Here is a 22,467-nt window from a genome sequence, read left to right on the forward strand (position 1 = left end):
TTCAGCCCGGGCAGTTCCGCCCTTTGATCGGACGCGGATCGTTGACCGGGACCCGGACCGATTCGGAGACCGCGCGTGCGATGGTTCGGCTCACCTCGGCAAGCAGCCGGTCCAGCTTCTCCTCCGCCTCCAGGAATTCCGCAACCAGCGGGTGACGGGCCATTTTTTCCTGGAAGGATTCGGCATCCTCCTTGGCCGCATGGTAATCCGGGTGAAAATGGCCGAACCGCTGGGCCTCTTCAAACTTTTCCTTTTTCCGCCGAAATTCCCCGATGAGCCGCTGGACTTCCGGATCCGAGTCCAGTCGCTCCTTCAACCGGAGATACCGCTTCACTTCCTCCGAATCGTTGATTCGGTCAGCCAGCTGGTAGGCCTCCATCAAGATTTCGGCCATGTCGAGCGATTTCGTCTGTTCCCCCATGATGCCGACCTCCTAACCGCATTGTATCACAAAATGAAAGGACCCGGCCGCCCGCGCAAAACGAAGGAGGTCGGCCGCAGGAAGGGGAGCGTTCCCGGCAGGGCTATTCAGGCAACCGGATCTGCAATCCCCGGATCCGGTCCAGTTCGATTCGGACCCTGCGTCCGCCGTTTTCCCCCTCCATCGTCCAGGCGCCTGCCCGGTTTTCCAGCTGCCGCGGCGTGAGCCGACGGACGGTTCCGTTCTTCTCCTGCACCCGGAGTTCCAGGCGCAACTGAATCGCCTTGCGCACCATATCCTGCACCGTGGCCGGATGGTAGGACCGGATTCCCGACGTCCACATCCGGGGAAGGTTGCGCGCCCCGGGCACGGCTTCGGTCAGGTCCGGATAACGGTTTTCCACCACGAAATCCTCCGGAACCGCATCCCCCTCGCCTTCCTCCGCGGGATCGGCCCCGGTCGCCTGCGGCGTCACTTCCTCACTTCGCGGCGGATACCCCATCTTTTTCAGCCGATCGCGGAGTTCTTTCTCCCGGCTCTGATCGGCGATCAGCACCCGGGAACCGACCCGTTCCACGATCAAATCCCGGAGCTCGGGGATGCGCTCCAATTCATCGATCAGCTCCCCGTCTTCCGCTTCCACCAGGAGCGCTTGGCGAAGGGCGATCCGCCCGACCCGCCGGCACCACTGACGGATTCCGGCCGCCACGTTGGCGGGAACCCTACCCCCGGCGATCTGTTCCAGGAGGGCGAGCATCTCCTCCTCCTTCATCCCCCTTTCTCTGGCCCGAGCCACGGAATCCGCGTGAATCCGGTACACCAAAAGGTGATCCCCTCCGGCGTAGTCGGCGAAACAGGCCAGCTGCCACCGGCGGTCCAGCGGGAAAAAGGGAGGGATCAGCACCTCGAAATCGGGCTGGACCATCCCGGTCTCCTCCTCCGCCGCGCGGCAGACCGCCGGCGCAAAGGGGGTCCATCGCCAGAGAATTCCCCGGGAGGAAGAGGCCAGTTCGATCCAACCCAACCGGCACAGCGGTTTCAGCCAGTGCCTCACCACCGCCTCCCTCTGGATCCGCCCCCCGCCCCGTCCGGCCAGCGACGCCCATTCCTCCAACAGGGTGGAAACCGCGACCCATTCTTCGCTGCGATGCGCTTCCATCAGGCGCGCCATCGCATCCCAATCCGGACGGCTTTCCAGCAGGCGAAACCGGGTCAGATCGTACAACCGCCGGAATCTCTCTTTCCAGGAACGGGACAGCCAGGAATCGAGGCGAGCGGAATCCACCTCCAGGACTCCCCCCCGTTCCCGAACCAACCCTTCCAGGCGGGCGAGGTCCCGCACCAGCCGCACCGAAGCCGGCTCCTGCCGTCCCGCCCAGGGGGTGTCTTCAAAATCCCCTTCCCACTCTTCCAATTCGACCTCCAACTTTTTCCGCCAGCGGCGGTGTATCTCTCCTTCCCGGGTCAGGGGAATCGGCTGACGATCGCACAACACCAAAAAATGAAAAAGAGCGTGCCACACCCCGCGACCGCCCGTCTCCCGGCAGCGGATGCGACCCGTCGCCGGCGGGAGCAAAGGGGGGCCCTTTCTGCTTACATCCAGCCAGGCGGTGCGCACCTCGGGCGGACACCAGTACACCGTCTCCCCCCACTTCCGGCGAAGACCGTAGAGAAAGCCCCATTGGCGGAGGCGGATCAGCGCCATCCGGAACCGGGCCGGGGGAAGGGAAAGGGCGTTTTCCCGTTCCCGCAGCCCGCTTTCCGCACACACCCCTTCTCCCACGTGGAACAGGAAGAAACGCATCCCTTCCCTCTCCGCCGAATCCATCCGCTCAAGGAAATAGCGAAGGTGAACGGGGTCGGTCAAACGCCTGGCAAGCGTTTCCGGTTCCGCCTCCTTGAGCCCGTGATGGGCGGCGATGCGGCGGCGAACCTCCGGGGATAGGGATGTCAGGCAGCTAATCAGCCCAGGATACATGATTTCCCTCCCATCCTCCCACCTCCCTGACTTCGTAATGGTAGCCCTGCTCCACGAGAAACAGCTGGCGATGCAGGGCGTATTCCTGATCCAGGGAGTCCCGGGTGACGAGATTGTAAAAATAGGCGCGGTTCTCCCCCGCCTTGGGGCGCAGGATCCGTCCGAGCCGCTGCGCCTCCTCCTGCCGCGACCCGAAGGTGCCCGACACCTGGATGGCCACATTGGCGTCCGGCAGGTCGACGGCAAAGTTGGCCACCTTGGAGACCACCAGCACCGGAATCTCCCCCCGCCGAAACCGGTCAAAGAGCAGATCCCGGCTCGCCTGCCTCATCTGTCCGGTGATCAGGGGGGCCGAAAGGCGCGCGGCGATTTCCCGCAGTTGGGAAAGATACTGGCCGATGACCAGCACCCGGTCCCGGCGATGCCTGTCCAGAAGCTCCTCCAGAACCGGGATTTTCCCGGGGTTTTCCGCCGCGATCCGGTATTTCCGGCGCTTGGCGGCATGCATGTAGCGCCGGCGCAGCTCGGAGGTCATGGGCACCCGGATCTCGATGCATTCGGCCCTTGCGATCCACCCCTGATCCTCCAGTTCCTTCCACGGAACCTCGTACCTTTTGGGGCCGATCAAGGAGAATACATCCCCTTCCCTCCCGTCCTCCCGAATCAGGGTGGCCGTAAGTCCCAGCCGGCGCTTGGCCTGTAGATCGGCGGTGGCCCGGAAGATCGGCGCCGGCAACAGATGCACTTCGTCATAAATGATCAATCCCCAGTTTCGCTGCTGAAACAATTGCATGTGCTCAAAGGCGCCGTCCTTTTTTCCGCGATGGGTCAGGATCTGATATGTGGCCACCGTCACGGGGCGCACTTCCTTTCGGTCCCCGGTATACTCCCCGACCCACTCCGGGGGAAGATCGGTCTTGTCCAGGATCTCTCCGATCCATTGGCGGACCGAGGTGGCGTTGGTCGTCAAAATCAGCGTCGCCTGTCCCACCCGTTCCATCACGGCGAGGCCGACCACCGTCTTGCCCGCCCCGCAGGGAAGAACAAAAACACCGCTGCCTCCGGAGGCGGCGCCCCCCTGATGAAACGCCTCCACCGCCCGAACCTGATAATCCCGGAGGCGAAACGGGCGGCCCGACCGGCACACCCGGCGGAGACGGACGGGAAGCGGTTCTCCTTCGCTGTACCCCGCCACATCCTCCACAGGATATCCCAGACGCAGCAGCTCCCGTTTCAACTGGCCCCGCCGCTCCGGCGGCACCAAAAGTCCCTCCCCCTCCCGTCCTTCCCGCAAAAATTTCAGGGAAGACAGGCTGAGCACCTCGTCCCTCGCTTCCGAATCCCTGAAGGTGAGGACCAACTTCCCTTCCCGGTTTTCCAGCCGGACCCGCCCGTACCGGGAAACCGTGTCCGCAATCTCCCGCTCCACCGCCGGGGGAAGCGGAAATTTCCCGTACCGGGTGAGCAGCTCCAGCATCTCCGCCGCCTTCATCCCCTTTGCCGCCGCATTCCAAAGGGAAAGGGGAGTAATGCGGTAAACATGGACGTATTCCGGACTTTTCACCAGCTCGGCAAAGGCGGACAGGCGATCGCGGATCTCCGCAAACCGGGGGTGGTTCACCTCGAGGAGAACCGTCCGGTCGCTCTGCACCACCAGGGGATTTTCCGGTCGATAGGACATGGGGGCACCCCTCCCCGTTTTTCTTTAGTTTGAACCACCCGAAGGGAAAACATGACCGGTCATGCCACCTTGTGGTAAAATAACCGAGACAGCGGATTTCAAAATTTTTGGCAACAATCCGTCCAATCCCTCGTCAGTAAAGTGATGAGCTTCCGCGAAGCTGCAACCGACCTGCACAGGAGGGAAAGCGATGGCTATAAGGCAGGTGATGCTCATGGGTTGTTTCGCCCTGATTCTCGCCTTCACCGGCTGCGGTTCGGAACCCGACGGGAATCACAATCCCCCCGGCAGCGAAGCTTCCGCAAAGACGGATTCCCCGAAGACGCGGGTGGATTTTCAAGTGGAGCCGGTCGATCAACTGCCCGAGGATGTCAGGAAACACTTCGACCGACTGACGGCCTCTCCCCAGGGAGGTCATGCCGCCATCCCCCACGGCTCGCGGATCTTTTTGATCATCTCCGCCGGACAGCGCCCCACGGGGGGATACCAGGTCAAGATCACCGAGATCCTCAAGAAAGGGGAAACCGTTCACATCTACGCGGAGGAAACGGCTCCTGCCAAAGATTCGATGGTGACCCAGGCCATCACGCACCCGGCGGCCGTCGTCTCCATCCCGCAGAAAGATGAGGCAAATTACGAATTTCACCTGAAAAAGGCCACCCCCCCTTCCAAGGATCCATAAGCACGGCGCCGCTTTTCATCTCTTGGGCAATGGCAAAAACGGACGCCCCGGTCCATCCGGGGCGTCTTTTCCTGGCGCCTCTCTCCGCTTCGTGCGGGTCAACGCCGCTCCGGCTCGCGCCGATTCGGCTCCGATTCCGGTTCCGGATCCCGGGGCGAGGCGATCTCCGTCTCTCCCGGCGAAGCGATTTCCGGTTCCCGGGGGGTGTGGATTTCGGGATCTTCCGGCGAACCAACATCGGGGATGCGCAGTTCAGGCAATGGACGACCTCCTTTCTTTTCCCCTATTATGCCCGGCGAAAATCCGGTCATGAATCGGGCTCCCGCCGGATCCAGGGAACTTCCGGGGAAGAAGGGGATGTCCACTGCCTTTTCCATTTTTTCCGCCGTCCTTTGACGAAACGGATCCCCGGCGACCAAGGGGGCATGCCCGCCGTCGAGGCCGGATGCGCCGGCGTGACCACCCAGGGCACGGGCGGCATGCAGGCGGAAAACGCCGGACAATAGGGCCATCCCCCGGGACATCCGCAGGGAGGCACCGCCGGAATCGCCCACGGCGCCGGGACCGTCCACGGCCCCAACGGAGAGGGGGCCGCGGAAGCCCGGGGAACCATGCCCCCCGGGGCAAATCCCCTTCCGACTGAATCCGTCATTTCCATCTCCCCGCTTGATGATGATTGCCTGCCGGCAGCTCCTTTCCCCTATCAGGACTATGTCGGAAAATCCCCGTCCATGCCGGGATGTGCATCCGGCCCTTGATCTGGCCTTTGCAGCGCGGTGCAGCCGTGCCGTCCTTTTTCTTTCCCGCAAAAAAGGGACGCCAGGCGATATCGCGCAGCCGGGGACGATTCCTTTCTGCGATCGGCCGACGCAAGAGAACACGGTTTTCCGCTTCCTGCCTTTATCTCCCTCGAAAAAAGGGGAGACTGCGATATGAACGAGGAGGCGGCGACCCACCTGTGCGGCGGAAAAACCCGTGAAAGTTCTGGATGAGAACAGGGGCCATCTGTTATGATGGGGAGGGTTTGAAGGTTGAAGGAAAGGAGGGTGAAAGGCGTGGAAACATCGGAACATCAAACGGTGGCACTGCCGATGGACGCCATCAAACTGGCCATTCAAAAGGGAAACAAGGCGGCGATGCGCCAGCTCCTCGAGGAGTTGCAACCCTACGATCTGGGGCAAATCTTTTTCCGGCTGAACGGCGTGTATCGGCGCCAATTGCTGGATTTTCTCTCTCCCGAAAAAATCGCCGAACTGGTTGAAGAAGTGGAAAAGACCGAGCAACTGGAAATCCTGTCCGCGCTGCCGCCGGAAAAGCTGTCCCGGGTGCTGAACCGGGTTCCCTCCGACGAAATGGCGGACCTGTTGGAGGGGCTGGAGGAGCAGAAGGTGCAGACCCTGCTGAAAAAGATGGAACAGGCCGAGGCGGACAAGGTGCGTGCCCTCCTCGACTATCCCGGGGACACCGCCGGGGGGAAGATGACGACGGAGTACATCAGCGTCTACGACCATTACACGGTGGAAGAAGCGATCCAGTATCTCCGTCAAGAGGCCCCGACGGCGGAAACGGTGTACTACATTTATGTGATCGACGGGGACGACCGCCTGGTGGGCGTCGTCTCCCTGAGGGAACTTTTGATTGCCCAACCGGATGTTCCCGTACGGGAAATCATGTATGAGCGGGTGATTTCCGTACCGGCCGACATGGACCAGGAAGAGGTGGCGGCCATTCTGGGACGGTACGATTTTCTGGCCATCCCCGTGGTGGACGATGAAAACCGGCTCCTGGGCATCATCACGGTGGACGACATCCTGGATGTCTTGATCGAAGAGGCCCAGGAGGACATCGCCAAACTGTCGGCGGTGAGCCGGGCGGAAAAAGAGGTGCTGGCCTCCCCCCTGGCTTCCGCCCGGAGGCGGATTCCCTGGCTGATGCTTCTGCTGTTCATCGGCGTGTTGACCTCCAAGCTGGTGGGCTTTTTTGAAGACACGATCTCCCGGTTGACCGCCCTGGCCTTTTTCATGCCGATGGTTGCCGGGATGACCGGCAATACCGGAACCCAATCCCTCGCCCTGGTGATTCGCGGGATCGCTTCGGGGGAACTGACGCGGGACAAGTACGGCCGATTCATCCTGCAGCAGGCGTCCGTCGGTCTGATCATCGGGACGGTTTGCAGCCTGCTGATCGTCGGCGTGCTCTACGGCATGGAAAACGATCTGCGGCTGGGCATCGTGGTGGGCTTTTCCCTCCTGCTCACCCTGCTCATCGGCACGATCGCCGGCACGGTGATTCCGCTTCTCCTGCATTTTTTGAAGGTGGATCCCGCCGTCGCCTCCGGACCGCTGATCACCACCCTGAGCGACGTCTTTTCCCTGGTGGTCTATTTCGGCATCGCCACTCTCTGCCTCAATTTCCTCCTGTAACCCGGAATTTTTATCGGATCGCCGAACGGGGGAAACTCATAACGAGCTCCGTCACCCTTCGGTCGAAGCGGGCAAGCGGCGCTTGAACGCTTCGAGCGAAGGGACGCCCTATGCAGGAGGTACCTCCATTGCAAGCCTTTGTCGCCACCGTCTTCAATCTGCTGCTGGTCCTGATACTGGTTCTTCTGAACGGTTTTTTTGTCGCCGCCGAATTTGCCATCGTCAAGGTCCGCTCCACCCGGATCGCCGTGCTGAGGGAAAAGGGGCACCGAAGGGCCCGCATCGCGGAAAGGGTGCTGGCCAATCTGGACGCCTACCTCTCGGCCACCCAGTTGGGCATCACCCTGGCCTCCCTGGGTTTGGGGTGGATCGGGGAGCCGGCCGTCGCCCGGCTGATCGAACCGGCCCTGGCGCCCCTGGGCATCCCCGAATGGGCGGTCCACACCGCCAGCTTTGTCATCGCCTTTTCCTTCATCACCTTTTTGCACATCGTCCTCGGGGAGATGGCCCCCAAATCCCTGGCCATCCGCCGGGCGGAGCAGACGACGCTGTGGACGGCCGCGCCCCTCCACTGGTTTTACAAACTGTTTTACCCTTTCATATACCTGCTTAACGGAGCGGCCAACCTCATCCTGCGCTGGCTGGGGGTGGAAATGGTCCCGGAACATCAGCAGGTGCACAACGAGGAAGAGATCCGCATGTTGGTCGCCCAAAGTCACAAAAGCGGCATCATCGACCAAACGGAATTGGCCCTGTTCGACAAAATCTTCGAGTTTGCCGACCGGGTCGCCCGCGAGGTGATGATCCCCCGGGTGGACATGGTCTGCCTGTATGCCCACAACCGCTTTGAACAAAATCTGAACATCATCAAGGAGAGCCAGTACACCCGCTATCCCCTGTGCGGAAAGGACAAGGACGACATCCGGGGGATCGTCCATGTCCGCGAGGTGTTCGAACATCTCTTGGAGGGGGAGAGTCCCGACTTGATCCGCTTGGCGCGCCCCGCCATCCTGATCCCGGAAACGATGGAGATCAAGGACGCCCTGCGCATTCTGCAAAAAAACCGGGCCGGAATGGCGATCGTGGTCGATGAATACGGGGGAACCGCCGGCCTGCTCACCACGGAGGACATTGTCGAGGAGATTGTGGGGGAAATCCAGGACGAATTTGACGATGAGCGCCCCTTTTTCCAGAGCGTCGAAGGCGGCACATCCATCGACGCCCGCCTGTTGATCGAGGAAGTGAACGATTATTTCGGAACGGACATCGAGGATCCCGACAACGACACCATCGGCGGGTGGGTGTTTTCCCGGCTGAAGGAGGTGCCCCGAATCGGCGACGAAGTGAGGCACAACGGCTGGATATTCACCGTTCAGGAGATCGATCAGCGCAGCGTCACCCGGCTCCTGGTGAAACCGGAAAAAAAAGCGGCCGAGGGCAACCTCGACCGAACAAACTAGGACTCGTCCTTTGTGCTTTTATCGCGCCCCTTCCACCGCCCGGCCCTGACCGCCGCGGATTTGAGAAGAAATTCGATCTGCGCATTGACGCTTCGCAGTTCATCCGCCGCCCACTTCTCCAGCACGGCGTAAAGTTCGGGATCGAGGCGCAGCAAAAATCGCTTTTTTCCGCTCATGAGTACAGCGTGCCGGTATTAATCACCGGCTGGACATCTCCTTCCGCCACCAGCGCGACAAGGAGGTTGTTCACCATCGCCGCTTTCCGCTCTTCATCCAGCTGCAGGAGGTTTTCCCCCTCGATCCGAGCAAGGGCCGATTCCACCATGCCCACGGCCCCCTCCACAATTTTCCTCCGGGCGGCGATGATCGCCTCCGCCTGCTGGCGGCGAAGCATCGCCTGGGCGATTTCCGGAGCGTATGCGAGATGGCTGATGCGCGCCTCGATCACTTCCACACCGGCCACTTCGAGACGCTCCTCGACTTCCCGCTTCAGGGTTTCGGCCACTTCATCGATGCCCCGGAGAGAAGGCACATCGTCCGCATGGCTGTCGTAGGGATAACGGCTGGCCAGGGAACGGATGGCGGTTTCGCTCTGGATGGCCACAAATTCCTCGTAGTTGTCGACATCAAACAGGGCTTTGGCCGAATCCACCACTTTCCACACCACCACCGCCCCGATGATGATGGGGTTGCCGGCGGCATCGTTCACCTTCAACTTCTCGCTGTTGAAGTTGCGCACCCGGAGGGAAACCCGTTTCTTGAGCGTCAAGGGATTGACCCAGAAAAACCCCGACTCGCGGACACTTCCCGCATATTTTCCGAAAAAGATCAGGGCCCGCGCCTCATTGGGCTGCACCATGACGAAACCGGGGCCGATCAGCCCGGTGACGACAAAAAATACAACTCCGAGAAAGTACAACTCCGACAGGAGAAACAAAAAGCCCAACAAGAAGGTTGCCGCTGCGACCCCCAGCATCCCGAAACCGTTCATTTTCCACGCTTGTCTTTCCTGAATGGCCTGCTGCATGACGTCCCCTCCTTTTTATCATTATGATATCACAATTATATTGAATTGAAAACACGTTCCCATTTCGGACAAGACCTTCCGTCGGGGAAGAAGTACAATGGAATAAAATAATACCCTGGCGAAGGAGATGATGATCCTGACGTCCTTCATCCTGTCCTTCGATCTGGATCACACCCTGATGATCAACCCCTTTCGGCGCTGGGTGTTTCCGGAAATCGAAACCTGGTTCCATTCCCGAGCCCCCAGGGAACAATTCCCCTTTTACGACGTGCTGGGCCGGGAGCACAGCCGGCGACTCCGGGAGGGACGATTGCGGGACGCCTACGATTGGGACGACATCGTGAGAACGGTCGCCCGGGAGGCGATCGGAGCGGATCCTCCCTTCACGGTGGAGGAATTGGTGAAAAAACACGCGGTTCCCGGCAAAGTGTGGCGCTTTCCCGACGTTCTTCCGGCGCTGAAGGCCCTCCGGAAGGCCAATGTCCCCATGGTCGTCGCCTCCAACGGCTTCGAATGTTACCAGCGCCCCGTCACCGATTGCCTTCAGCTTACGCCCTTCTTTTCCGCCTTTCACACCCCGGACCGCCTGCAGACCGCCAAGCCCAACCCCGAATTTTTCCGCTTCGCGGAGCCCGGCCGCATCATCCACGTGGGTGACCGGATCGATCAGGATGTCGTCGGGGCCAACCGGGCCGGCGCCGTCTCCGTCTGGATCAGCCGGGATCTGCCGCCCGAAATGCGCCGGATGCCCCTTCCCCGGCGGAAAAGTCACCCCGATTTTCCCCGCTGGCTCTCCATGCGGCTCAAGTGGGAAGGTCATTCGGGACGCGTCACCGAAGAACACCTGCCCGATTACGCACTGGCGTCCCTGGAAGAACTTCTCCAGGTGTGGGAAAGCGCAAAATAAACGCCCGGGGATCATCGCCCCCGGGCCTCGATCATCCCGCCGGCTTTCGCCGCCTACAACAGCAGGAAGCTGAGCCCGATCACAAGACCGGAATAGAGGAGAACCACCACACAGTAACCCATGATGTCCCGGGCCTTCAGCCGGGCGATGGCCAAGAGGGGAAGCGCCCAGAAGGGCTGAATCATGTTGGTCCAGGCATCACCCCAGGCCACCGCCATCGCCGTCTTCGCCGGGTCGACCCCCAGGGCCTCCCCCGCGGCCAACATGATCGGCCCCTGAACCGCCCACTGGCCGCCGCCTGAAGGGACGAACAGATTGACCAGCCCGGCGCTCAAAAAGGTGAACAGGGGAAAGGTGGTTTCATTGGAGATGCTCACGAACAGCTCCGAAATCTTCTCCCCCAGACCGGACGAAGCCATCATGCCCATGATCCCCGCATAGAAGGGAAACTGGAGGACGATGCCCCCCGCTTTCCTGACCGCCTCCGAAATGGCCGCCAGATACCGCCGGGGGGTGCGGTGCAGCGCGATTCCGGCCATCAGGAAAATGAAATTGATGATGTTGAGATCCAGCTGAAAGCCCTTTTCGACGAAAAACCACAGGATAAAGATCAGGCCCATCGCCGCCGTCACCAGAGAGATGGCCGCGCTGGTCTCCAGCCGCTCCGCCGGCGTCTCCGCCGAATCATCCGCCCCGGAAAGCCCGGAGGCATCTTCCTGCAACAGTTCGGGGCGGACCGTCACCCGCTCCGGACGGGGCGGCTGCATCCATCGGATCAAAAAGGGCAGGGTCACCGCCAGCACGATCACCGGAACCAGGTTGAAGGCGGCAAACAGGGTGTCCGAGGTGGGCACCATCACGCCGAACTGATCATCCGTCGCCAACTTGAGGGGAACGGAACCGGACAACCCCCCGTGCCAGACGAGAAATCCCGAGTAAGCCCCGGCCACCAGGAGCCGGTAATCCACATCGGGGACCCTTTTGGACACTTCCCGGGCGAACAGGGCGCCGACCACCAGTCCAAACCCCCAACTGATCCAGCTGGCGACGGTGGCCACGAAGGTGGTGAGCATCAGCGCCTTGCCGGGATCCCGGGTCAGCCCGGCCACCGCCTTCAATGCCCTCTCCACCGACGGGGCCCGGGCCAACGCGTGCCCCAGAACGAGAATCAGCACCATCTGCATCGTAAAATCCAGCAGTCCCCAAAAGCCGTTTCCCCAATGGCGAATCATCTCCAGCGGCCCCGAAGGCGTCCAGATGAGGCCCATGATGAAGACGACAAAGGTGAGCAGCACGGCAAACAAAAACGGATCGGGAAGATAGCGTTCCACCAGACGGACGCACAAGCGGGTGAATCGTCTCAGCAACACAAGACCCCCTTTAAGAATCAATCACCGATAAAATAAATCTATTTGAAATAATCAGGATAATGCCGCCAAAAGAAAGGTCCAAACCGATTCCGCTTGGACCTCATCGGAGAGAAACCCATGAAAGCCCTTTCATTCCATCAGTTCAAAAAGCCTCAGGATGTTTTCAGAGACTTTTGCTTCTCACCCGTTTCCAATCCCCGGGCGGAGGTGATGAGGAGGCTGCAGCCCTCTTCCGTCTCCGCCGGATGGCTCACCCCCGGCGGCAAATAGTAATAATCCCCCTGCCGGAGTTCCTCCGTTCCCAATCTCACGGACCCTTCCAGGACGAAGATCTCTTCCCCGCCGACATGATCATGCCCCGGAAAGCGGCCTCCGGCATCCATCTCCAGGAGGATGCTGTATTCCTCCCCGTATCTCCGCAAATAGCTGAACCGGACGCCGTCGCCCATGGGAATCCAGTTACCGTCGCCCTTGCGAATCACATAGGGCCCTTCCATCGATAAAAACCCCCTCACTCATTTGGATTCATTGTACTCCATCCGTCGAGAGGGTTCAACAGGCCCCGCCGCGGAAATCGAACAAAAATTCCGGTTGGACAACAGGCGGAGAAACGTCTCTTCGCACTCGCTGCGCAACCATTCGTTGACATACCGCTGGCTGTGCAGAAATCCGCGGAAACGGGCCTTCACCTCGCGGGCATCGGACAGCTGCTTCACTTCGATGATCTCTCCCCCGATCCGGCGCAACTTTCTTCGGGCGTCCAGGGCTTCCCGGGCGACGCGCTTCCGGGCTTCCTCCAGCATTTTTCCGATGGGCCGGCCCATCTTTACGGGCGCGTTCGCGAGGGTCCGGCAATCCCGCTCCAAGACCCGTTCCAGCACATCCAGCAGAACAACCCGTTTCACCAGGTCGGCAAAAAGCCGATATTCTTCCGGAGCGATCAACATCCCCCACCACACCCCAGTGAAAGGCGCTTTACCTCCATTATATGCAAACATATGTTCCTGTTTCGTTGGTATTTTCTTCTGCTGTTTTTATATATAATAAACTATATTGTTTATTATATATGTAAATAGGGTACAGAAAAGAGGAACCACACTTCGGACAAGGAGGCCAAGGGATGCGCAGTCCTTACGAGATGGAAAGGATGGCCGAAGAAAGGATGAAAGAAATGGAGAAAGAGATCCTCAGAAGAACGCGGCGGGCAAATTCCCCCCTTTTCGGAGGAAAAGCGCTCGCGCTGCTTCTCGGCGCATCCGGCGCAGAAAATGAAAAAGAGAGAGGCGGCGTCCGCCTCTCTTTCTCACATGACGGGACGGCTCGGTTCGGAAATGCTGCTCAGCGCCTGTCCCGCTTCATCGGAGAAGGGTTGACGGACAGCCAGATCGCCGATGGAAACGACTCCCACCAGTCGCCCGTTTTCCACCACGGGGAGCCGGCGGATCTGGTGCTGGGCCATCAGCCGGGCCGCTTCATCGACGGACATGTCCGGCGAGCCGGTCACCGGGGCGCCGGTCATCACATCGCCCACCCGCTGGGAATTGGGCTTCTTATCAGCAATGCCCCGGATCACCAGATCCCGGTCGGTGATGACTCCCTGCAGCTGTCCGTTTTCGACCACGGGAATCATGCCGACATTGTGCTGTTTCATCAGGCTGGCCGCCTGATACACATTGTCCTGGGGCGACACCGTGGCAACCTGGGTGGTCATGATGTCTCTCAGCTGAGCCATTGTCGGGTTCCCTCCTTTTCTGGGGTTAGGTTGCTCCGTCCCGGAAAATTGCATTCCTTCCGGCCGCGGACAGTATTTGTCAAAAGTCCCGGCGCCTGTCCACATACAGGGTGCCGTCGCTTTCCAGGGAAACGTAAAACACGTCCCGCAGCGACGTCACTTGCCGCTTTTTCAGCTCCTCCATCAACCACCGGCCGGTTTTCCCCATTTTCCGCAGATTTTCGTAGATGATCTGCCCGTCGACCACCAATTCCATCGGCACTTGGGGATGATTTTTTGGAGGCTGCGAGAGGCTTTTCGGCGTCAACTGCTGATGCTCCGGCTTTCGCATCACCGAAAGGCTTCCGTCGTTTTCGAGGATGGCGAACTGAACCTGGGAGACGTCAAATACGTCCTTCTCCCGGAGGAGCTGCAGGATTTGGTCGACGTTAAATCGGCTTTTGCGCAGGTTGTTCTCCAGAATCTTCCCGTCCCGGATGACGATGACCGGGTCCCCTTCCAACAGCTTTTTTGCCCAGCGGCTTTTCAGGGTGAGGAAGGACATCAAAAAGGTGAGTCCGCCGAACAGAACCAACCCGAAGAAATGAAGGCCGGTTTCGGAATCGATGTCGGTGGCCAGAGCGGCGGCGATGGATCCGAAGGTGATGCCGTTGATGTATTCAAAGTAAGTCAGTTCCGAGATCTGCTGTTTTCCCAAAATGATGGTCAGCACCAGAATGGTTCCGAAGGCAAGCAGCGTTTGAAACAGAACATGAAGGTAAGCCAACGGCTCTCCCCACCTTCCTTGATTCCTGTTGTCTAGCCTCCCCAGATAAAAGCGGGATATGAATGCGCGTCGTCGGAGCGGGGAAAGCCGGTCCCATCCTTCAGAATCACTCGCGCTCCCTTTCCCTTTGTTCCTTTTCTTCCTGCCACCACAGGGCTTCCTCCGGATTCTGCAAAACCTCCTTGATCTCGCGCTTTTTTTCGACGGCCGGAGGCGATCCCCGCAGCGACTTGCCGGAGGGATCCTTGACAAACTTGGTTACGACCATGAGACCGATCACCGACACGGCGACGAGGTAATAGGCGGGGATCAGGCGGTCTCCCGTCCAGTTGATCAGCCAGGAAACCACGAGGGGCGTGGTGCCGCCGAACACCGAGGCGGAGATGTTGTAGGTGATGGCCAAGGCGCCGTACCTCACCTCGGTGTAGAAGAGGGAGGGAAGCAGGGAGGGCATCGTCCCCTGAAAGCTGGCGGAAAAGACCCCCAGCAGCACCAGCCCCAGAAGCACCCACCACGCCTTTCCGCTTCCGATCAGCAGGAAAGAGGGGATGGACAACAGCACCAGCCCGGCCAATCCGCCCTGAACCACCCGTTTGGAACCGACGCGATCGCTGAAATAGCCCATCAACAGCACAATCGGAATCATGATCGCCATCACGACGACGATCAGCAGAAGGCCCCTCGTTTCCCCGTAGCCGAGGACGGCGGACAGGTGCGAGGGCATGTAGGACAAAACCGTGTAATTGACGACGTTATAAAAAAAAACCATGACCATCCCGATCAACAGGGTTCTCCAATAGGAGGCCAGAATGTCCCGGACCGACAGATAGGATTCCCGATCCCGCGCCTCCTCCATCGCTTCGAAGGCGGGAGTCTCTTCGAGGCGCTCCCGCAGATAATAGCCGATCAGCCCCATCGGGCCGGCGACCAGAAAGGGGATGCGCCATCCCCATCGGACCATGGTGTCGGAGCCCAGGGCCAAGGTGAGCAGCGTGACAAAGCCGGCTCCGGCGATATATCCGATCAGTGTCCCCACTTCCAGCCCGCTGGACATCACGCCCCGCTTCTTGTCCGGCGTCGATTCGGCAATGAAAGTCATCGCGCCGGCGTACTCGCCGCCGGTGGAAAAGCCTTGCACCAACCGGGCCAGCAGCAACAAAACCGTCGCCGTCGAACCAATCGACTCATAGCCGGGGATCAAACCGATGCTCAGCGTCGAGACGGCCATCAGGATGAGCGTGGTCGCAAGCACCCTTTTTCGTCCCCACCGGTCGCCCAACATCCCGAAAACGAACCCTCCCAGCGGCCGGGCGAGAAAGGCGACGGCGAAGGTGGCGAAGGCATAAATGAGCTGAACTCCTTCCTTCATTTCGGGAAAGAAGACTTTCCCGATCGTCACCGCCAGGTAGGAGTAGATGCCGAAATCGAACCATTCCATGGCGTTGCCGACGCTGGTGGCCAAAACCGCCCTTCTGGCCGAGTCCATGTCCACAACCGTGATGTCCTCTTTCTTCAGGCGGAATTTTTTCCGCCGGCCTTTGAAAAACCGCTTTTTCTCCATTTCCCGTTCAGCCAATCCGCTGCCCTCCCTGCCGGCAACTGCTTTCCCGGGTTAGTATGAAGGCAAAAAATTTTTTTCATGCAAAAAAGCGGACTCCGCAAGAAGTCCGCTTTTTTGCGGGACAGGATCAGCCGGCCCGGTTTCCTCCCTTCGCCGGAAGGTCCTGCTTTCTTTTCCTTCTCCCGATCTTGCCGAAGGGTTTGAAATAGGTGATCAGGGTCATGAAAAGCAGCGCCGCCAGATTGACCGCCCCGCCCAGCATGTTTGACATCCAGACCGACCGGAAGGCATCCTGACGATAAGCGGCGTAGCCCCATTGTTCCGCCGCGCTCAGGAGAAAGGAAAACCACCGGCTGACAAAAAATATGGCAAACAGGATGATCCCCACGGTCAATACCAGTTTGATGAGAACCCAGTAATACCTGGTGAGCCCCCAATGGGTCCAAACCGAGAGGAGAACACCGGTGACCAGGGCCACCAGAGCCGGGTACTTCAGCAGCGCCTCGTCGACGAGGTGCATGCTGGACAGCGTGTAGAAGAGTTGCTCCCCGTTTTCGGCGCTCCTCAGGTACCATCCCAAAAGCAGCATGCAGCAGGTTCCGCCGAACCAGGCCATGACGGAAAGGACGTGGATCGCCACCAGCAGCTGTTTTTTTCGCAAACTCAAGCGATAAGCCATCAGACCAGCTCCTTGCGCGTCGAATTTTTCGGCGAGAGGGACGCAGCCAGAAGGCTTCCCGGACTTGCTCCGCCCCCTGTATGAGGCGACGCCGCGGTTCCCATGCAGACGCGATCGCGTTTCGCACAAGTTCCGGGAGATGCCTGACCGGTTGCGTCCGGATTTCTCAAAACCGATCGAAGCTCCCAGTTTCCCCCGGCTTCACTGAATGCCCGGGACCAAGGGATCCTTCCAATCAACGGGAGCCGGATGAAAATCCCGGGACAGCGTCCTTCGCCGGATAAAAATTTTCCCGCGGCATGGGCTGTGAATGGCTTGACATCCCGCTTTCCCCATCCTAACGGGAGAATGTTGTGATCTTATGACAATCTTCTTCGGTTACGATGAAATTTTGCGGAATCAGGGGATCCAGCCGTTATCATAAAAGGAGAGTCGATGTGAGGGGGAATGAGAGGATGGCCCACACTCTGCTGCTGGTGGATGATGAGGAAAAAGTGCTCGAATTCATGGAGCCCTTTTTGCGGCAGGAGGGATTCCACACGGCAACCGCCAAAACGGGCCTGGAGGCCCTGCGGAAGGCCGAGGAGTTAAAACCCTCCCTCGTCGTCCTGGACTGGATGCTTCCGGAGATGAGCGGCATCGACGTGTGCCGGGAGCTGCGCAAAAAGGGCCGGATGGGCATCATCATGGTGACGGCCCGGACCGAGGAAACGGACAAAATCATCGGGCTGGAAGTGGGGGCCGACGATTACATCACCAAACCCTTTTCCCTGCGGGAGCTGGCAGCCCGCATCCGCGCCGTGCTGCGCCGGATCGAGGGGGACAGAGACGACGGGGAGGCGCTGCGGCGCGGCGACCTGTTGATATCCGAACCCCGGCGCCGCGTTTGGAAAAGAGGAAAAGAAATCCCCCTGACGCCCATGGAGTTCAAACTGCTCCTCACCTTGGCCGCCAGGCCGGGAATCGTATACAGCCGCATGCAGCTGTTGGAGTCACTGGATGACGCGCTGTGGAACGACGAGCGGACGGTGGACGCCCATATCAGCCGACTCCGCAAAAAAATCGAAGACGACCCGGCAAACCCCGTCTACATCCAAACGGTCTACGGATTCGGCTACCGGTTCGGTGACCCCGCATGAGCGTCAGCCGCAAGCTGTTTGTCGCCATGGCGGCGTTCATCGTGGGAATGGGCCTGGTCTTCGCCTTTGTCACCCAAATCGTGTTGCGGGACGCCCTCGAGGTGATGGTGGCGGCGCCCCGGAAGGAGAAGATCGATGAACTGTCCCGCCTTTTCGCCGAGCACTATGAAAAAAACGGAAACTCCTGGAAACATGTGCACACCCTCGATGTCGAAAACAAACTGCGGACGGAAACCGGTCAAAGGGCCAGCATCGTCCTTCAGGCGCGAAACCGACAGATCCTGCTTTCCGCGGGAGAAGCCGAACCGTCCACCGTGCTCCGGTTCGGAGTCCGAAGCTTGGTGCGGCTGAAGGGTGACACGATCGGATTTTTGCATTATCACGATCCGGCCGTCGATTTCATGTCCCGTCTGCGGATCGGCATACTGGACTCCACAACGTTTCTCCTCATCCTGGGCACCCTTTTCCTCGTCGCCCTCTCCCTGCTGGTTGCGTACGGGTTGGCCAAATGGTTGACTGCGCCCCTTCGGCGGCTGATTCCCGCGATCGACCGGCTGGGAAAAGGGGAACTCGGGATTCAGGCGCCGGTCACCACCGGCGATGAATACGGAAAAGTGGCCAAAGCGTTCAATGAAATGTCCAACCAGCTGAAGAAGGCAGAGGAGATCCGGAAACATCTGGTGGCCGACGTCGCCCACGAACTGCGAACACCGCTCACCATCATCCGGGGCAGGTTGGATTTCCTGCAGCAGAGCGGCCGGCCGATCCCGCCGGAAAACCTTCTGCCCCTGCAGGACGAACTGATCCGTCTCACCCGCCTCGTCGAGGATCTTCATCAGCTGACCCTGGCGGAGGCGAAGCAGCTGCCTCTGGAACGGAAACCGACGCACATTCCCTCCCTTTTGCGGAGAATTTTGGAGCGCGTCGGTCCCGAGGCCGCCAAAAAGGGAATTCATCTCTCGCTCGACGACTTTTCCGGCGAAGCGACCCTTTCCGTCGACCCGAACCGGATCACGCAAGTGTTTCTCAACCTGCTGGTCAACGCGCTTCGCTACACCCCCGAGGGAGGATCGGTGCACATCCGCATTGACCGGGAAGAAAGACCGGAGGAAAAGCAGAACATGTTGCGGGTGAGCGTTTCGGACACGGGCATCGGCATCGAACCGGAACATCTCCCCCATCTCTTCGACCGGTTCTACCGGACCGACCCGGCCCGCACGCGAAGCAGGGGAGGATCGGGATTGGGGCTCGCCATCGCCAAGGAATTTGTGGCGGCCCACGGCGGAACGATCGAGGTGGAAAGCAAGCCCTGCCGCGGCACCACCTTCATCGTCCGGCTGCCTTATCCCGGAAAGCGTTAAAAACATCCCGCCGATCCCTCCGCAGGCAAAAATCGCCGGCTTCCAAGCAGTCGACCATGGCAGCGCGTTGGGAGGACATCCGCCGAGCGCCTCGTCCTCGTCCCAACCGCCGGAGCGCTGTGTGGCCCCGTCCGATGCCCAAAGAGGGGCTTCCGCTTCGCTTGACCGCATGGCAAAGGGCGTCAGTGCCACACCCTTTCTTCCGGCCTCGTTTACCCGGCACGGAGTTTGTCAAAGTCTCAACGGCTTTTTCCGGTCCGGGCCATCCTGAGGCGGTGAAAAAAATGAGAATCTGTCAGGCTTCGCGTCAGGATCATGCAAGCATCATGATATGGTATCTGCAATGCGGGCAAGGGTGAGAGGATGAAAAAACTTACGCTGCTGATCTGCCTTGCCGCCTGTGTCTTCCCGCCCTGCACATCCCTTTCGGGCAATCTCAATCATCAGTTTCCCGCCGGGAAAACACTGCAGGATGTCGCAAGGCGATGACGCTTCCGATGCAGCGCAAAGGGGACCAAACGAAACGGCCCCTGCAAAAGCAGAGGCCGCGGCACGGACCTTCATTTCCCCCGACCTTTATGCGTTCTCAGCCCGCCTCCGGTCCAGGTGTTTTTTGTACAGGAAAATGGCGAAAAGCCCCGCCGCCCCGAGCAATATGGAGGAGACGGAGAACAGGCTGTACACGAAAATGGTGGACGGCTTTCCCGCAAGCAACGCCAGCAGATTCGCAAAGGTCAAGCCAACGATGCCAAGCGCAAAATTGGGCAAAAACCCGACCAGGGTCGACCGGATCAGCACCTCTTCCGCCCGCCGCTCATAAACCCACTTGGCATAGTAATACCAGCACGCGAGATACACGAAGAAAAACAGCCCCACGATGGAGTAAAAGATCAGAGGCTGGCCGGGCATGATGAGGGCGCAAGACACAACCAGCAGCCCCAGGACGAAAGCGATCAGCACATTCAGGCAAAACAGCCGAAAACCGAATGCCCAGACGGTTTTCATCTTCCTGCCCCCCCGACTGGATTCCCCAAAGGGATACGCGCTATCCAATTTTTCAAGAGGCCGGTTCATCCGCCTTCTCCCGCCGCCCTTCATCCCGCAGATAGGTGAGCGCCGACGAGAGCAGCAATTGGGCGGCCACCTTCATCGCCCGCTCATCGAAATCGAAGCGGGGATGGTGATGGGGAAAATCGCAATTCTTTTCCGGATTGCCCGCCCCGACAAAGCAGAAGGCCCCCGGCACCTTGCCAAGATAATAGGCAAAATCCTCCGCGGCCATCACCGGCTGAATCTCCCAGACCCGGTCGTCGCCGACAATGCGCCGGGCCACGCCGGCCATCCGGTGGGCCTCGACGGTGTCATTGATCACCGCGGGATATCCCCACTGGTACTCCACCCGGCACGTGGCTCCGTAAAGAGAACAGGTTTTCTCCGCGATTTCCCGGATCCGCCGATGCAGCTCATCACGAAGGACCGGATCAAAGGTCCGCACCGTCCCCGTCAACGTGCACCGTTCGGCGATCACGTTGAAGCCCTGACCGCCCTGGATGGTTCCGACGGAAATCACCGCGGACTTGAGCGGATCGACTTGGCGGCTGATCAGGGTTTGCAGATGAAGGATGAGATGGGAGGCGATCACGATGGCATCCACCGATTCATGGGGAAGCCCTCCGTGTCCCCCTTTTCCGAAAACGTCGATTTGGAAGAAATCGGCGGCTGCCATGAGGGGGCCGGCCTTGATCCCGACCACTCCGACCGGGAGCGGAGTCCAGAGATGAACCCCGTACACGGCGTCCACGCCCTCCAGGGCCCCGTCCTCAATCATCTGCCGGGCGCCGCCGGGAATAACCTCTTCGGCATGCTGAAAGAGAAAACGGACCCGTCCGGGGATTTCCTCCCGCATCTCGGAGAAGAGGCGGGCAACCCCGAGAAGAACGGCCATGTGACCGTCATGTCCGCAGGCATGCATCACCCCGGGAACCCGCGACCGGTATTCGCAGCTTTTCTCATCCTGGATGGGAAGGGCATCCATATCCGCCCGCAGGGCGACGGTTTTCCCGGGCCGTCCGCCGGTCAGGGTTCCCACCACCCCGCGTCCCCCGACCCCTGTGCGCACATCGATGCCCCATTCCCTGAGAATTTCCGCGACCCGCGCCGGCGTCCGCTCTTCCCGGAAGGAAAGCTCGGGCTCCATGTGAAACCTTCTCCGCCACTCGACCATCTGGGAAAAGATTTTCTCGACCCGTTCGCTCAGCCGGTTCAAACGTTCCATCTCCTTCCCCGTGGAAATGCCTCAAAATGCTTCCCTTTCTTTAAGTATCGGATAAAATGGGGGCGGGCGCCACCCGGCTTCGGATTCCCGCACACCCGCCAATCCCCGGCAACGGGCCCAATTGTCATCGCCTCGCCATTGCATCCCGGTGCGGAACATACTATCATGGATGAGATAAAACTGTTCGCGCTGCAAGGAGGGAGTTGCCATGGTTCTCGAAGATTCCGGCCTGAACGGCATCCGCAAGGATTTCGGCACCGTGGACAAGGTGGTTCGCGGTCTCGGCTTTGATCGTTGGGCCTGGGACTACAACAAGGCGGTCTACGACTTGAAACTGGAAGACCAGGGAACCGTTTATTACCTGCGGGTGCCCGCCGAAGCGATCCAAGGGCGACTGGAAAGCCCCAAGGCGACGGTGGAATTGGGAGACCCGGTGTTCGGCCGTCATCTTCATCCTCACGGAATTGACTATGAAGTGACCATTCCCGAATCCCTGGAAAAGACCGTGAAAGAAAAGGTGGAGGCCCTGAAAGAGGCCCTTTCCTGACAATAACGGGGAAAACAGCGGACACCCCGCCCGATCGGGGTGTCCGTTCGCGGTTTAGCGGTTTATTTGACCCGCTCCTCTTCTTCCTCCTCCTGGAACTCGACTCCTTCCACCTTCACGTTGACCTCCACCACGCGCAGGCCGGTCATCGTCTCCACGGCCTCCTTGACGTTTTGCTGCAACTGGCGGGCCACTTCGTGAATCTTTTCCCCGTAATTGATGATCACGCGGAGGTCGATGGCGGCCTCCACCTGTCCCACTTCCACCGAAACGCCGCGGGTCACGTTTTTCCCTCCGACCCGTTTCGCCCATCCCTCCGTGATGCCGCCCGACATGCCGGCAACGCCCTTTGTTTTGGTGGCCGCCAGGCTGGCGATGACGGCCACCACATCATCGGCGATCTGTATGGTGCCTTGTGAACCGTTTTCCGTCATGCCTCAAGCCCCCTCAACGCGGAT

Annotated in this window: 23 protein-coding genes; 7 read left to right on the forward strand and 16 right to left on the reverse strand. The window is 59.8% G+C overall.

The window, feature by feature from the left end:
• Position 1 precedes the first annotated feature (1 nt).
• From BM063_RS06870 to BM063_RS06880, 3 genes are all read right to left on the reverse strand, one after another.
• Complete coding sequence (locus tag BM063_RS06870; RefSeq protein ID WP_092037245.1) at positions 2 to 421, reverse strand: YlbF/YmcA family competence regulator; 420 nt, start codon at positions 419 to 421, stop codon at positions 2 to 4.
• A gap of 103 nt (positions 422 to 524) precedes the next feature.
• A complete protein-coding gene (locus tag BM063_RS06875; RefSeq protein ID WP_092037248.1) occupies positions 525 to 2,399 on the reverse strand; it encodes a helicase-associated domain-containing protein in 1,875 nt (624 codons plus the stop codon).
• Positions 2,380 to 4,080 carry a DNA repair helicase XPB gene (locus BM063_RS06880; RefSeq protein ID WP_092037250.1) on the reverse strand — a complete coding sequence of 567 codons (1,701 nt, stop codon included), beginning with the start codon at positions 4,078 to 4,080 and terminating at the stop codon, positions 2,380 to 2,382. Before BM063_RS06880 ends, BM063_RS06875 begins: the two co-directional genes overlap by 20 nt.
• 190 nt (positions 4,081 to 4,270) lie before the next feature.
• On the opposite strand from BM063_RS06880, the gene BM063_RS06885 reads away from it, so the two are divergent.
• Positions 4,271 to 4,762: a protease complex subunit PrcB family protein gene (locus tag BM063_RS06885; RefSeq protein ID WP_092037253.1), complete on the forward strand. Its 492-nt coding sequence runs from the start codon at positions 4,271 to 4,273 to the stop codon at positions 4,760 to 4,762.
• A gap of 98 nt (positions 4,763 to 4,860) precedes the next feature.
• Here BM063_RS06885 and BM063_RS06890 read toward each other — a convergent pair whose 3' ends face one another.
• Entirely contained in the window at positions 4,861 to 5,334 is a 474-nt protein-coding gene (locus tag BM063_RS06890) for a hypothetical protein (protein ID WP_143085262.1), read from the reverse strand.
• 483 nt (positions 5,335 to 5,817) lie between these two features.
• On the opposite strand from BM063_RS06890, the gene mgtE reads away from it, so the two are divergent.
• On the forward strand, positions 5,818 to 7,185 hold the full coding sequence (gene mgtE / locus BM063_RS06895) for a magnesium transporter (protein WP_245752131.1): 1,368 nt from the start codon (positions 5,818 to 5,820) through the stop codon (positions 7,183 to 7,185).
• A 110-nt stretch (positions 7,186 to 7,295) separates the two neighbouring features.
• Positions 7,296 to 8,645 carry a hemolysin family protein gene (locus BM063_RS06900; RefSeq protein ID WP_092037257.1) on the forward strand — a complete coding sequence of 450 codons (1,350 nt, stop codon included), beginning with the start codon at positions 7,296 to 7,298 and terminating at the stop codon, positions 8,643 to 8,645.
• On the opposite strand, the gene BM063_RS06905 is transcribed toward BM063_RS06900, so the two are convergent.
• Together BM063_RS06905 and BM063_RS06910 are read right to left on the reverse strand one after the other, a co-directional pair.
• Complete coding sequence (locus tag BM063_RS06905) at positions 8,642 to 8,821, reverse strand: type II toxin-antitoxin system antitoxin (protein WP_092037259.1); 180 nt, start codon at positions 8,819 to 8,821, stop codon at positions 8,642 to 8,644. The two genes, BM063_RS06900 and BM063_RS06905, sit on opposite strands and share 4 nt — an antisense overlap.
• The gene (locus BM063_RS06910) at positions 8,818 to 9,660 is read right to left on the reverse strand and encodes an SPFH domain-containing protein (protein ID WP_218154421.1); all 843 of its coding nucleotides are present in this window, start codon (positions 9,658 to 9,660) and stop codon (positions 8,818 to 8,820) included. Before BM063_RS06910 ends, BM063_RS06905 begins: the two co-directional genes overlap by 4 nt.
• A 142-nt stretch (positions 9,661 to 9,802) precedes the next feature.
• Between BM063_RS06910 and BM063_RS06915 the strand changes: the two genes are divergently transcribed.
• Positions 9,803 to 10,579: an HAD family hydrolase gene (locus BM063_RS06915; RefSeq protein ID WP_177199031.1), complete on the forward strand. Its 777-nt coding sequence runs from the start codon at positions 9,803 to 9,805 to the stop codon at positions 10,577 to 10,579.
• 53 nt (positions 10,580 to 10,632) lie between these two features.
• Here BM063_RS06915 and BM063_RS06920 read toward each other — a convergent pair whose 3' ends face one another.
• The 7 genes from BM063_RS06920 to BM063_RS06950 all read right to left on the reverse strand — a co-directional run bounded on the left by BM063_RS06920 (position 10,633) and on the right by BM063_RS06950 (position 16,687).
• The gene (locus tag BM063_RS06920) at positions 10,633 to 11,943 is read right to left on the reverse strand and encodes a short-chain fatty acid transporter (protein ID WP_218154422.1); all 1,311 of its coding nucleotides are present in this window, start codon (positions 11,941 to 11,943) and stop codon (positions 10,633 to 10,635) included.
• A 158-nt stretch (positions 11,944 to 12,101) separates the two neighbouring features.
• Positions 12,102 to 12,446 carry a cupin domain-containing protein gene (locus tag BM063_RS06925; RefSeq protein ID WP_092037265.1) on the reverse strand — a complete coding sequence of 115 codons (345 nt, stop codon included), beginning with the start codon at positions 12,444 to 12,446 and terminating at the stop codon, positions 12,102 to 12,104.
• Positions 12,447 to 12,464: 18 nt separating this feature from the next.
• A complete protein-coding gene (locus BM063_RS06930; protein WP_092037267.1) occupies positions 12,465 to 12,896 on the reverse strand; it encodes a YhjD family protein in 432 nt (143 codons plus the stop codon).
• A gap of 356 nt (positions 12,897 to 13,252) precedes the next feature.
• Positions 13,253 to 13,681, reverse strand: a complete 429-nt coding sequence (locus BM063_RS06935) for a CBS domain-containing protein (protein ID WP_092037269.1) — start codon at positions 13,679 to 13,681, stop codon at positions 13,253 to 13,255.
• Between the two features lie 79 nt (positions 13,682 to 13,760).
• Positions 13,761 to 14,447 carry a YetF domain-containing protein gene (locus BM063_RS06940; RefSeq protein ID WP_092037271.1) on the reverse strand — a complete coding sequence of 229 codons (687 nt, stop codon included), beginning with the start codon at positions 14,445 to 14,447 and terminating at the stop codon, positions 13,761 to 13,763.
• Positions 14,448 to 14,553: 106 nt separating this feature from the next.
• Positions 14,554 to 16,008, reverse strand: a complete 1,455-nt coding sequence (locus tag BM063_RS06945) for an MFS transporter (protein WP_092037428.1) — start codon at positions 16,006 to 16,008, stop codon at positions 14,554 to 14,556.
• A 127-nt stretch (positions 16,009 to 16,135) separates the two neighbouring features.
• Positions 16,136 to 16,687 (reverse strand): hypothetical protein, encoded by a 552-nt coding sequence (locus BM063_RS06950; protein ID WP_092037273.1) that lies wholly within the window; start codon positions 16,685 to 16,687, stop codon positions 16,136 to 16,138.
• Positions 16,688 to 17,142: 455 nt separating this feature from the next.
• Between BM063_RS06950 and BM063_RS06955 the strand changes: the two genes are divergently transcribed.
• Both BM063_RS06955 and BM063_RS06960 read left to right on the forward strand, forming a co-directional pair.
• Positions 17,143 to 17,826: a response regulator transcription factor gene (locus BM063_RS06955; protein WP_092037275.1), complete on the forward strand. Its 684-nt coding sequence runs from the start codon at positions 17,143 to 17,145 to the stop codon at positions 17,824 to 17,826.
• Positions 17,823 to 19,187, forward strand: a complete 1,365-nt coding sequence (locus BM063_RS06960) for a sensor histidine kinase (RefSeq protein WP_092037277.1) — start codon at positions 17,823 to 17,825, stop codon at positions 19,185 to 19,187. The genes BM063_RS06955 and BM063_RS06960 overlap by 4 nt, the downstream gene beginning before the upstream one ends.
• A 576-nt stretch (positions 19,188 to 19,763) precedes the next feature.
• Here BM063_RS06960 and BM063_RS06970 read toward each other — a convergent pair.
• The gene (locus BM063_RS06970; protein WP_143085263.1) at positions 19,764 to 20,192 is read right to left on the reverse strand and encodes a hypothetical protein; all 429 of its coding nucleotides are present in this window, start codon (positions 20,190 to 20,192) and stop codon (positions 19,764 to 19,766) included.
• Positions 20,193 to 20,244: 52 nt separating this feature from the next.
• Positions 20,245 to 21,462, reverse strand: coding sequence for a M20 metallopeptidase family protein (locus tag BM063_RS06975; RefSeq protein WP_092037283.1), 1,218 nt, complete (start codon positions 21,460 to 21,462; stop codon positions 20,245 to 20,247).
• Positions 21,463 to 21,670: 208 nt separating this feature from the next.
• Here BM063_RS06975 and BM063_RS06980 point away from each other — a divergent pair, with 208 nt between their 5' ends.
• The gene (locus BM063_RS06980) at positions 21,671 to 22,009 is read left to right on the forward strand and encodes a YugN family protein (protein ID WP_092037285.1); all 339 of its coding nucleotides are present in this window, start codon (positions 21,671 to 21,673) and stop codon (positions 22,007 to 22,009) included.
• A 62-nt stretch (positions 22,010 to 22,071) separates the two neighbouring features.
• On the opposite strand, the gene BM063_RS06985 is transcribed toward BM063_RS06980, so the two are convergent.
• The gene (locus tag BM063_RS06985; RefSeq protein WP_092037287.1) at positions 22,072 to 22,443 is read right to left on the reverse strand and encodes an Asp23/Gls24 family envelope stress response protein; all 372 of its coding nucleotides are present in this window, start codon (positions 22,441 to 22,443) and stop codon (positions 22,072 to 22,074) included.
• Between the last annotated feature and the right edge of the window lie 24 nt (positions 22,444 to 22,467).

Origin of the sequence: Planifilum fulgidum (assembly GCF_900113175.1) — a bacterium.
GTDB lineage: Bacteria > Bacillota > Bacilli > Thermoactinomycetales > DSM-44946 > Planifilum > Planifilum fulgidum.